The sequence below is a fragment of the Streptomyces sp. cg35 genome (genome assembly GCF_050410835.1).
In the GTDB taxonomy this organism is placed as follows: domain Bacteria; phylum Actinomycetota; class Actinomycetes; order Streptomycetales; family Streptomycetaceae; genus Streptomyces.
On record NZ_CP191268.1, the window covers coordinates 3,589,797 to 3,601,241 of the forward strand.

Sequence of the window (11,445 nt, forward strand, 5' to 3'; positions counted from 1 at the left end):
CATGACGAAGCTGAGCGTCATCGTGTACGGCCCCGACGTGCAGGGCCTGCTCGGCGCGTGCCTGGACAGCGTCGCCGGGCAGCTCCCGCCGGACGCCGAGCTGGTGACGGCCGCCGTCGGCGAGACCGCGCAGGACGTCGCGGTGCGGCACGGCGGCAGCGTCGTACCGCTCGCGCCCGGCACCTCCGACGCCGCCGCGCGCGCCGCGGGCGCCGCGCGGGCGGGCGGCACCTGGCTGTGGTTCGTGCACGCCAAGGACCGGCTGCCGACGGGCGCTCCGCGGGCCCTGCTCGACCGGCTGGCCGAGGTGCCGGACACCGTGGACGTCGTCGTCGCGGACCACGTCCGTTCGACGTGGCGCTCGGCCGGCGGGTCCGGCGCCGACGCCGGACGCCTGGCCCGGGTGGGCCGCCGCGACCTGTCGCCGGCCGAGGCGTCCGACCTGCTGCGGGTGGCGCCGCTGCTCGGCAACCGCGCCGTGCGCGCCGCGTTCTGGCAGGAGCACCGGGACGAACTGGCCGACGCCGACGAGATGTTCGCGGCCCGCGCCGCCCTGGTCCTGGCCGGCCGGATCGCCTGCCTGGAGCACGTGGTCGTCGAGGCAAGGGAGTTGCGGCCCGAGAGCCTGCCGCCGGTGACCGCCGAGCAGCGGTACGGCCTCGTCGGGGCGTACGAGGACCTGCAGCGGCTGATGGAGCGCCGGGGCGGCCCGGCCCGGCCGCGCGCCGTCCTGTACGACCTGATGGCCACGGAGTCGATGCGGGTCGTGGCGCGGGAGTCGATGCCGGACGCGGTGGCGCGGGAGTTCTTCCGCCGGGCGTCGGCCGCGGCCGTGCGCTGGCGGCCGGAGGGCCACCGGCGGCCCGGCGGCCTGGAGGGCGTCCGGCGGCGGCTCCTCGAAGAGGACGCGTACGCGAAGTACCGCGCGTTCCAGAGCGCCAACCACCTGCGGCGCGATTGGAAGGCGACGGCGCGCACCCGCAAGAAGCAGCTCGGTGCCAAGGTCCGCGACGTGCAGTACCAGCGGGCGCTGCGCCAGCCGGTCGATCCGGATCTCGCCGTCTTCTCGGCCTATTGGGACCGCGGGGTGGCCTGCAACCCGGCGGCGATCGCGGCGAAGCTCGCCGAGCTCGCCCCGCACATCCGCCCGGTGTGGGTCGTGTCGAGGGCGACGGAGCCGCTGCTGCCGCCGGGCACCGACCACGTCGTGCCCGGCACCCGCCGCTACTGGGAGGTGATGGCCCGCGCCGCGTACCTGGTCAACAACGTCAACTTCCCGAACGCCGTGGTCAAGCGCCCCGACGCGGTCCACCTCCAGACCCACCACGGCACTCCGCTGAAGAAGATGGGCCTGGACCAGCTCGACTACCCGACGGCCTCCAAGGGCCTCGACTTCGACGCGCTGCTGTCCCGCGTCGACAAGTGGGACTACAGCGTCAGCGCCAACTCCCACTCCACGCGCATGTGGGAGCACGCCTACCCGTCCCACTACACCTCGCTCGACCACGGCTACCCGCGCAACGACGTCTACTACAGCGCCACGTCGGCCGACATCCGCGCGGTCCGCGACCGCCTCGGCATCGCCCCCGGCAGACGCGCGGTCCTCTACGCCCCCACCCACCGCGACTACGAGGCGAACTGGACACCGCGCCTCGACCTCGCCGCCCTCTCCGAACGTCTCGGCGACGACACCGTCCTCCTCGTGCGCGGCCACTACTTCTACGGCGGCGCCGCCTCCCCGCTCGCGAGCCTGCGCCGCAGCGGCCACGTGATCGACGTGTCGGCGTACGACCCGGTGGAGGAGCTGGCCCTGGCGTCGGACGCGCTGATCACGGACTACTCGTCGATCATGTTCGACTACGCCAACCTGGACCGCCCGATCATCAGCTACGCCGACGACTGGGACACGTACGCGCGGACCCGCGGCGTCTACTTCGACCTGATGGCCGAGCCGCCCGGCCAGGTGGCCCGCACCCAGGACGAGCTGACGGAGCTCCTCGCCACCGACGCGTGGCGCGACGAGGCGTCCGCCAAGGCCCGTGCCCACTTCCGGCGCCGGTTCTGCGAGTTCGACGACGGGCACGCCGCCGAGCGGGTCGTGCGCCGGGTCTTCCTCGGCGAACCCGAGGAGGCGCTGCCGCCGGTCGTGCCGGTCGCCGCCCGCACCCCCGCCCCCACGCCCGAGGAGGCGACCCGCTGATGGCGTTCACCCCCGACGTGACGGTCACGGTCATCGTCTTCAACGACGCGGAGCGCCTCCCGCGCGCGGTGGCCTCGCTCCAGGCGCAGACGCACGCGAACATCGAGATCGTCATCAGCGACGACCACTCCACCGACAACACCCCCGCCGTGGCGAGGGAGTTGGCGGCGGCCGACCACCGCATCACGTATCTGCGCCTCCCGGAGAACTCCGGCGGCTGCAGCGCCCCGCGCAACCGGGCGCTCGACATCGCCCGCGCCCCGTACCTGATGTTCCTCGACAGCGACGACGAACTGCCGCCGAAGTCGGTGGAGTTGCTGTTGGCGGCTCATCGCGAGCGCCCCGACATCGACTTCGCGATGGGCGCCGTGGAGCGGGTCCGCGTCGACACGGGCCGCACCTCGGTCTGGATGCCGCACCTGGTCGCCGAGCGCCGCACGGTGAACGGCATCGAGGCCGAACCCGGCCTGTTCTTCGAGCACCTGTCGACGAGCAAGATGTACGCGCGCGCCTTCCTGGACCGGAACGGCCTGCGCTTCCCGGAGGGCATCCACTACGAGGACCAGCTGTTCTCCGCGCAGGCCTACTGCCTGGCGAAGGCCTTCTCGATCGTCCCGGAGCCGGTGTACCGCTGGTACATCGCCCCGTACGTCGAGGAGTCCGCGGCCTCCATCTCCAACCAGCGGCACAAGCTGAGCAATGTCCGCGACCGCATCCACGTACAGGAGCTCATCGACGACTTCCTGGCACAGGGCGGCTACAGCGCGGCGCTGCGCGAGGCCAAGGACTACAAGTTCCTCAAGCACGACTTCCGGATGTACGCGGGCGACCTGCCGTACCGGGACGAGGAGTGGCTGTCGGGCTTCGCGCAGACCGTGAACCCGTACCTGGCGCGGCTGGCACCGGGCGCGTACGCCCGTCTCCCGCGGGCCGAGCGGGTCGTGCTGCAGCTCGTACGGGACGGCCGCCTCGACGACGCGCGGCTCGCGGCGCGGGGGCTCGGGCACGGGGTCGCTCCGCGGGAGACCGTGTCCGACGCGGCCGGGGCGGTCTACTGGGGGTCCGAGGTCCCCTCGACACAGACCGGTCGGCGTGAACTGTCCCTGTCCGAACTGGCGTTGGACGCGCGCCCCTTCCCCCGGGCCCAGTTCCGGCACGAGATCGTGTCCCTGGACCGAGGGCCCGGGCCGGCCTCGGTGCGGCTGACGGTGCGCACCTACGACCCCGGGCTGCGGCTGCCGGTCGGCCCGCAGGTGGCGGCGCTGGTCCTCTCCCCCGGCCGCCGGCGCATGACCGTCCGGTTCCGGCTGGACCCGGTGCGGCCCGGGATCTTCGAGGGCCGGGTCCTCCTCGACCTGGCCACCGCGTCGCTGCCGCCGCAGGGCTTCGCCGGGATCCGCCATCCGCTGCTCCAGCTCCAGGCCCCCGGCGGCCTGCGCAACACGGGCCTTCTGCTGGCCCCCCTGGAGTTCCCTTCCTTCACGGCGGCCGTCCCGCATCACCGGTTGACGGTGGAGCCGGAGGGGCGGGGGGCGGGACGGTTGCAGGCCCGCTGGGAGCCGACGGGCCTGACCGCACGCGTGGCGGGCCCGGTGGCACGCCGGGTGGGCCGTACCCCGCTGGCCCGCACGATCCGTCAGGCGGTACGGCTGGTTCGCTGAGGGGCGCGGGAGGACCAGGAGCAGCCGGGCCCGGGTCCGCGCGAGCGTGCTACCAGCGGCGCGCGGGGTGCTGGAAGACCCATGTCCGGTAGACGAGGAAGCGGAAGGCGGAGGCGAGCACGATCGACAGGCCCTTCGCGACGTTCGAGGCGAGCGGTCCGGTCAGGCCCGCTCCGTGGTAGCCCGCGTAGAACAGCAGGCTCTCCATCGCCACCCCGATCCCGCTGAAGACGAAGAACAGCGCGATCTGGCGGCGGGTGCGGGCGGCGCGGTCGCGGTAGGCGAAGAACCGGAAGCCGAGGTAGTTCGTGGCCATCGCCACGCAGCTCGCCACCACCGTCGCCGGCATCGGGCCCGAACCCAGGCCGTGCAGAAGGAGGTTGAAGACGAGCAGGTTCACCACGACGCCGCTGCCGCCGACCACGCCGAACTTCACGATCTCGAAGGAGAGGCGGCGCAGCCGCACGAGGGCCGGACGCGGCGGCGCGTACGACGTCGCGGTCACCGGCGCGACCTCGCGCGCAGCTTCCACGGCATGGCGACGGATTCGAGCTGCACCATCAGGTTCATCTTGGACTCGCCGACGGTGCGGTCCTCGAAGTGGATCGGCACCTCCATGATCCCGTAACCGCGGCGCAGCGCCCGGTACTTCATCTCGACCTGGAAGCTGTAGCCCGCGCTGTCCACGGAGGCCAGGTCGATGGCGCGCAGCGCGTCCTCGCGCCACAGGTTGAAGCCGCCGGTGATGTCACGGACCCGGGTGCCGAGGATGGTGCCCGCGTACGCGTTCGCCCAGCGGGACAGCAGGCGGCGGTGGGCGCCCCAGGCGTCGGACAGGGTGCCGCCCTGCACGTAGCGGCTGCCCAGGGTCACCCCGGCGCCGGTGGAGAGGGCGACTCCCAGCATCTCCGGAACCCGTGCGACGGGGTGGCTGCCGTCGGCGTCCATCTGCAGGACGTACCGTGCGCCGTCGGCGACGGCCCGCGTCATGCCCGCGGCGTAGGCGCGCCCGAGCCCTTCCTTGCCGGCCCGGTGCAGCACGGCCATCCGCCCGGCGAACCGCTCGGCGTACCGGTCGGCGATCTCGCCCGTGCCGTCCGGGCTGGAGTCGTCGACGACGAGGAGCCGCAGCCCGGGCAGCGGCAGCGCCATCAGCGCCTCGGCGATCCCGGGCAGGTTCCCCGCCTCGTTGTACGTCGGCATGACGACGGTCAGCGGTGTCGCGGCCCAGTCGGCGGGCAGCGCGACCGCACGGTCCGTCGGCTTCGTATCCGGCCTGGACGGCTTCGACGGCATCGGTTCTCCCTGATCGGTCAGAGATCTGTCAGACAATCAGGTCCACTTTAGACGGAATGCCGGAATTAGCGGCGTATGGCGAAGGACGGCGCCCGGTCCGTGCCGCACCGGCCACGGAAACGGGGGCGCCCGGGCCGGTGCACATCCGGCCCGGGGCGCCCCCGTCTGCGTATCGGCTACGCCCTACGAGTGCACCCGCAGCAGCGTACGCATCGTCCGCATCGCCACCGACAGGTTCGCCAGGTCGAAGGCGTCCGAGCCCTGGATCTCCTCCAAAGTGGTGCGCGCGCGGCCCAGGATCGGCGCGTTCTTCTCCTCCCACGCCTTGAACCGCTGCTCCGGCGTCGAGGTCCCGTTGCCCGCCGCCAGCACATCGGCGGTGAGCGCGGCGTGCGCCGCGTACAGGTCCTCGCGGATCGAGGCGCGGGCCATCGACTGCCAGCGGTCGGCCCGCGGCAGCTCGATGATGCGGTCCATGAGCTGGGTGATCGACAGCCGGTCGGCGAGGTCGTAGTACACCTCGGCGACGGCCAGCGCCTCCTTGCCCGTCCGGTCGGCGATCTGCACGATGTCGAGCGTCGGGAAGGCCGAGGAGAACCCGGCGACGCGCTGCGCCAGTTCCTCCGGCACCCCGGCGCCGGTCAGCTCGTCGAGGATCGACTGGTACCACTCGGCGTCCGCGCCGCGCAGCATCTTCGGCAGCGCCGCCCACACCTCGTGGACGCCGTCCTGGAAGAAGGAGATCGTCTCGGCCAGCTGCAGCGGCTGCGGCCGGTTGTTGAGCAGCCAGCGCGTGCCGCGCTCGACGAGCCGGCGCGAGTGCAGCCGGATCCGGGTCTGGACATCGGCGGCGACGACATTGTCGAGCGCCTCCACCGCGTCCCACACTTCGCCGAGCCCGAAGATCTCCCGGGCGGCGAGCTGCGCCCGCACGATCTCCTCCAGCGAGGCGCCGGTCTCCTCGCGCAGCCGGTGCAGGAACGTCGAACCGCCCGTGTTCACCGTGTCGTTGACGAGGACGGTCGTGATGATCTCGCGGCGCAGCGCGTGCGCGTCGATCGCCTCGCCGTACTTGTCGCGCAGCGCCTCGGGGAAGTAGGCGTGCAGCAGCCGACGCAGGTACGGGTCGTCGGGCAGGCTCGTCTGGATGAGCTCGTCCGAGGCCGTGATCTTCGTGTACGCGAGGAGGACGGCCAGCTCCGGCTGGCTCAGCCCGCGCCCGGTGTTGAGGAGTTCCTTGATCTGCCGGTCGTTGGGCAGGAACTCCAGGCCGCGGTCGAGGTGCCCCTGCTTGCCGAGCCGGCGCATGAAGCGCTGGTGGGCGTGGAGCAGCGAGGGCGACTGGGCCTCGGCGTTGGCCAGGGCGGTGTTCTGCGCGTAGTTGTTGCGCAGCACCAGGTGGCCGACCTCGTCGGTCATCGCGGCGAGCAGCTTGTTGCGCTGCTTCACCGTCAGATCCCCGTCGGCCACCAGGCCGTTGAGCAGGATCTTGATGTTGACCTCGACGTCGGAGGTGTTCACCCCGGCGCTGTTGTCGATGGCGTCGGTGTTGACCTTGCCGCCGCTGCGGGCGAACTCGATGCGGCCCAGCTGGGTCGCGCCGAGGTTGCCGCCCTCGCCGATGACCTTGGCGCGGACGTCCTGGCCGTCGACGCGGATGGCGTCGTTGGCCTTGTCGCCGACGTCCGCGTTCGACTCCGCGGACGCCTTCACGTACGTGCCGATGCCGCCGTTCCACAGCAGGTCGACCGGCGCCTGCAGGATGGCCTTCATCAGCTCGGCCGGGGTCATCTTGGCCTGGCCGGACTCGATGCCGAGCGCCTCGCGGATGTGGGCGTTGAGCTGGATCGCCTTGGCGGAGCGCGGGAACACGCCGCCGCCCGCGGAGATCAGCTCCTTGTCGTAGTCGGCCCAGGACGAGCGCGGCAGCTCGAACATGCGGCGGCGCTCGGCGTACGAGGTCGCCGCGTCCGGCTTCGGGTCGATGAAGATGTGCCGGTGGTCGAAGGCGGCGACCACCCGGATGTGCTCGGAGAGCAGCATCCCGTTGCCGAAGACGTCACCGCTCATGTCGCCGACGCCGACGACCGTGAAGTCCTCGGACTGGGTGTCGACGCCCAGCTCCCGGAAGTGCCGCTTGACGGACTCCCAGGCGCCGCGGGCGGTGATGCCCATCGCCTTGTGGTCGTAGCCGGCCGAGCCGCCGGAGGCGAACGCGTCGCCGAGCCAGAAGTTGTAGCTGCCCGCGACCCCGTTGGCGATGTCGGAGAACGTCGCCGTGCCCTTGTCGGCCGCGACCACGAGGTACGTGTCGTCCTCGTCGTGCCGCACGACGTCGGCGGGCGGCACGACCTCGCCGGCCACCAGGTTGTCGGTGATGTCGAGCAGCGCCGAGATGAAGGTCTTGTACGACGCCACGCCCTCGGCCATCCAGGCGTCCCGGTCCACGCTCGGGTCCGGGAGCTGCTTGGCGACGAAGCCGCCCTTGGCGCCGACCGGCACGATGACGGTGTTCTTCACCATCTGCGCCTTGACCAGGCCGAGGATCTCGGTGCGGAAGTCCTCGCGCCGGTCGGACCAGCGCAGTCCGCCGCGCGCGACCTTGCCGAAGCGCAGGTGCACACCCTCGACGCGGGGCGAGTACACCCAGATCTCGTACGCGGGCCGCGGCGCGGGCAGGTCCGGGATGGCCTGCGGGTCGAACTTCATGGAGACGTACTCGTGCGGCTGACCGCCCGCCGCCTCCTGGAAGAAGTTCGTGCGCAGCGTCGCCTTGATGACGGTGAGGAAGGACCGCAGGATCCGGTCCTCGTCGAGCGAGGCCACCTGGTCGAGGGCGCCGTCGAGCTCCTCGAGCAGCCCGTCGGTCAGCTCGGTGCCCGCGCGCTGGCGGTCCGGCGACATCCGCGCCTCGAAGAGGGAGACGAGCAGCCGGGTGGTGTGCACGTTGGTGCGGAGGGTGTCCTCCATGTAGTCCTGGCTGAACGTGGAGCCCGCCTGGCGCAGGTACTTGGCGTACGCGCGCAGCACCATCGCCTGCCGCCAGTTCAGACCGGCGCGCAGGACGAGGGAGTTGAAGCCGTCGTTCTCGGCGAGCCCGGTCCAGGTGGCGGCGAACGCCTCCTGGAACCGCTCACGGCCGTCGGCCCCGAGGTCGTCCCCGTTGCCGTTCGCCGGCTTCGGCATGCGCAGGCCGAAGTCGTAGATCCAGGCGGTGGCGCGGTCCGCGCAGCGCAGCTCGTACGGGCGCTCGTCGGTGACCTCGACGCCGAGCCGCTGCAGCGCCGGGAGCACGGCGGACAGGGAGACGGGCGAGCCGGTCCGGTAGATCTTGAAGCGGCGCTCGCCGGGGGCCGCGCCCACCGGCTCGTACAGGGAGAGCGCGAAGTCCTTGTCCCCCTGCGTGAGTTGCTCCAGGTGGACCAGGTCGGCGACGGCGGCGCGCGGCGAGTGGTCCGCCTTGTAGCCCTCGGGGAAGGCCTGGCCGTAGTGGCGCAGCAGTTCGGCGGCGCGCTCCTCGCCGCACTCGGCGTTCAGCGCCTCGGCGAAGCCGTCGGCCCAGGAGCGGGCGGCCTCGACGAGGCGGGCCTCGATGCGGTCCTTGTCGGCGTCCGAGAGCTGCGGCAGCTCGGTGCCGGGCGCGACGCGGACGACGAAGTGCAGGCGGGAGAGGATCGACTCGGTGTTCCAGGCGGTGAAGTCGACGGTCTCGCCGCCCAGCTCCTCCTTGAGGATGTCGATGATCCGCAGGCGCACGCCCGTGGTGTAGCGGTCGCGCGGCAAGTAGACGAGGGCCGAGTAGTAGCGCCCGTACTCGTCCTTGCGCAGGTAGAGCCGCAGCCGACGGCGCTCCTGGAGGTAGAGGACGGAGGTGACGATGTCGCGCAGTTCGTCGGCCGGGGTCTGGAACAGCTCGTCGCGCGGGTACGTCTCCATGATCTGGAGCAGGTCGCGGCCGTCGTGGCTGGCGGGCGAGAAACCCGCGCCCTTGAGGACCTCGGCGACCTTGCGGCGGATGACGGGGACCCGGCGCACGGACTCGGTGTACGCGGCGGAGGAGAACAGCCCGAGGAAGCGGCGCTCGCCGATGACATTGCCCTCGGCGTCGAACTTCTTCACGCCGACGTAGTCGAGGTAGCTCGGCCGGTGCACGGTGGCGCGGCTGTTGGCCTTCGTCAGGACGAGGAGCTTGTGCTCGCGGGCCTTGGCGCGGGCGTCGGCCGGCAGCCGGTTGAAGGACGGCGAGACCGGGTGGTGGTCGTCGGCGTCGTGGTGCGGGTCGGCGCGCAGGATGCCGAGGCCGGTGCCGGGCACGGCGGCCAGCGAGTCGTCGTCGGTGAGGGTGTACTCACGGAAGCCGAGGAAGGTGAAATGGTCGGCGGACAGCCAGCGCAGCAGCTCGCGGGCCTCGTCGACCTCCTGCTCGTCCAGGTCGCCCGCGGTGGGCTCGCGCGGCAGGTCGTCGGCGATGCGCAGCGCAGCGTCGCGCATCTTCTCCCAGTCCTCGACGCACTCGCGCACGTCGGACAGGATGCGCAGCAGGTCGGCGCTGATCTGCTTCAGGTCGGCCCGGTCGGTCTCGCGGTCCATCTCGACGTGGATCCACGACTCGGTGAGCACGTCGTGGCCCTCGGCGGTGGTGCCGGCCGGCAGCACCTCGAGGAGCTTGCCGGCGACGTCGCGGCGGACGACGACCTGCGGGTGGATGACGACGTGGATGCCGCGGCCCTGACGGGACAGCTCGTTGGTGACGGAGTCCACCAGGAACGGCATGTCGTCGGTGACGACCTCGACGACGGAGTGGCTGGAGGTCCAGCCGTTCTCCTCGACGGTCGGCGTGTGGACTCTGACGTTCGCGGTGCCCTGCGGTCGGTTCTCGGCGAGGCGGTAGTGCGAGTACGCGGCGCCGAAGATGTCGACCGGGTCGCGGTCCGTGAGGTCCTCGGGTGCGGTGTGCAGGTAGTAGCGCTGGAGGAACGTGAGCACGGTGTCCCGGTCAGGAGTGCCCTCGTCCGTCGCCCCAGTCGGTAGGTGCCCCCCTACCGGGCTGTTCTCAGCTACCCGGGCGGCCCGTGCGAGCAGCTCGGCCTTGGCTTCGTCCAGCTTGGTCTGCATTGTCCTCTGGCTCCTGTCGCGCGCCGTTGCGTGACGTAGACGTGACGTAGGTAAAGCGGTCGACGTAACGCCGCGACGCGGGGTGTCCGGTCGACATCGACGTTATGCCGGAATGGGAGAAGAGCGGACGGTAATGCGCCATTTTCAACGAACTGGCCATCCGCCGGAAACGATCAGCGGCTGAGCGCCGGGCACGGTCGCGGTGGCGACCCGTGAGCTCCCGGCGCGGGCAGGGGGCGACGATGCCCCCGCGAGATATCGCGCTGATCACGGGACAAGGCTATCGCTCCGCACCGGGGACCCGTCATGAGCCGTATGTGTACAAAACCAGCGGCCGAACTTTGACACTCTGCACAGAACCGCGCCCTCTTGCCAGGATCCGGGGGCGGCGGGAGGTTGGGCACGACGGCGGACACCGGCTCGCCGAGGGGAGCGTGTGACCAATGGCACCCAAGATCCTGATCGTGACCGGCGACGCGGCGGAGTCGCTGGAGGTCCTCTACCCGTACCAGCGGCTGCGCGAGGAGGGCTACGACGTCCACGTCGCGGCCCCGACCCGCAAGCGGCTGCGCCTCGTGGTGCACGACTTCGAGCCGGGCTTCGACACGTACACGGAGAAGCCGGGCTACACCTGGCCGGCCGACCTGGCCTTCGCGGAAGTCGACCCGGGCCAGTACGCCGCCCTGGTGATCCCGGGCGGCCGGGCGCCGGAGTACCTGCGCGGCGACGGCGAACTCCGCAAGATCGTCAAGGCCTTCTTCGACACCGACAAGCCCGTCGCCCAGATCTGCCACGGCCCGCTCCTGACCGCCGCGGTCGACGGCCTGCGGGGCCGCCGCGTGACGGCGTACCCGGCGCTGGAGCCGGACATGCAGGCGGCCGGCGCCACCTTCCAGGACGCGGCGGCGGTCGTCGACGGCACGCTGGTGTCGGCCCGGTCCTGGTCGGACCACCCGGCCTGGATGCGGGAGTTCCTCACGGTGCTGCGGGCGAAGGCACCGGCGGTCTGAAGCACCTGGGCCCGCGGGGTCCGGGCGGGCCTGGCTCAAGGAGGTGGCTGCCCCGCCGACGAGGGCAGCCACCGTGGCGCACCGCGCTCCGGGCACCACGACGGGGAGCCGTTGCCACGACAGCCGTGGGGAGTTGACCATTACTGCCCGACGCCCCGCCGCG

6 protein-coding genes are annotated in these 11,445 nt (G+C 71.8%); 3 read left to right on the forward strand and 3 right to left on the reverse strand.

Features of this window, described 5'->3' with window-relative positions; all coding sequences use genetic code 11:
- Position 1: 1 nt before the first annotated feature.
- Both ACQUQD_RS16330 and ACQUQD_RS16335 read left to right on the forward strand, forming a co-directional pair.
- On the forward strand, positions 2 to 2,200 hold the full coding sequence (locus ACQUQD_RS16330) for a CDP-glycerol glycerophosphotransferase family protein (RefSeq protein ID WP_428952810.1): 2,199 nt from the start codon (positions 2 to 4) through the stop codon (positions 2,198 to 2,200).
- Complete coding sequence (locus ACQUQD_RS16335; protein ID WP_428952811.1) at positions 2,200 to 3,861, forward strand: glycosyltransferase family 2 protein; 1,662 nt, start codon at positions 2,200 to 2,202, stop codon at positions 3,859 to 3,861. Before ACQUQD_RS16330 ends, ACQUQD_RS16335 begins: the two co-directional genes overlap by 1 nt.
- Before the next feature lie 49 nt (positions 3,862 to 3,910).
- On the opposite strand, the gene ACQUQD_RS16340 is transcribed toward ACQUQD_RS16335, so the two are convergent.
- The 3 genes from ACQUQD_RS16340 to ACQUQD_RS16350 form a co-directional block, all read right to left on the reverse strand.
- A complete protein-coding gene (locus tag ACQUQD_RS16340) occupies positions 3,911 to 4,366 on the reverse strand; it encodes a GtrA family protein (protein ID WP_428952812.1) in 456 nt (151 codons plus the stop codon).
- Complete coding sequence (locus tag ACQUQD_RS16345) at positions 4,363 to 5,157, reverse strand: polyprenol monophosphomannose synthase (protein WP_428952813.1); 795 nt, start codon at positions 5,155 to 5,157, stop codon at positions 4,363 to 4,365. The genes ACQUQD_RS16340 and ACQUQD_RS16345 overlap by 4 nt, the downstream gene beginning before the upstream one ends.
- 183 nt (positions 5,158 to 5,340) lie before the next feature.
- Positions 5,341 to 10,272 carry an NAD-glutamate dehydrogenase gene (locus ACQUQD_RS16350; protein WP_428952814.1) on the reverse strand — a complete coding sequence of 1,644 codons (4,932 nt, stop codon included), beginning with the start codon at positions 10,270 to 10,272 and terminating at the stop codon, positions 5,341 to 5,343.
- Between the two features lie 443 nt (positions 10,273 to 10,715).
- On the opposite strand from ACQUQD_RS16350, the gene ACQUQD_RS16355 reads away from it, so the two are divergent.
- Positions 10,716 to 11,282 (forward strand): DJ-1/PfpI family protein, encoded by a 567-nt coding sequence (locus ACQUQD_RS16355; protein ID WP_428952815.1) that lies wholly within the window; start codon positions 10,716 to 10,718, stop codon positions 11,280 to 11,282.
- The last annotated feature ends 163 nt before the right edge of the window (positions 11,283 to 11,445 follow it).

What these genes read in the sequence shown, in the direction of transcription:
- ACQUQD_RS16330 (WP_428952810.1), top strand. Translation starts at nt 2, where the DNA reads ATGACGAAGCTGAGCGTCATCGTGTACGGCCCCGACGTGCAGGGCCTG.
- ACQUQD_RS16335 (WP_428952811.1), top strand. Translation starts at nt 2,200, where the DNA reads ATGGCGTTCACCCCCGACGTGACGGTCACGGTCATCGTCTTCAACGAC.
- ACQUQD_RS16345 (WP_428952813.1), bottom strand. Translation starts at nt 5,157, where the DNA reads ATGCCGTCGAAGCCGTCCAGGCCGGATACGAAGCCGACGGACCGTGCG.
- ACQUQD_RS16350 (WP_428952814.1), bottom strand. Translation starts at nt 10,272, where the DNA reads ATGCAGACCAAGCTGGACGAAGCCAAGGCCGAGCTGCTCGCACGGGCC.
- ACQUQD_RS16355 (WP_428952815.1), top strand. Translation starts at nt 10,716, where the DNA reads ATGGCACCCAAGATCCTGATCGTGACCGGCGACGCGGCGGAGTCGCTG.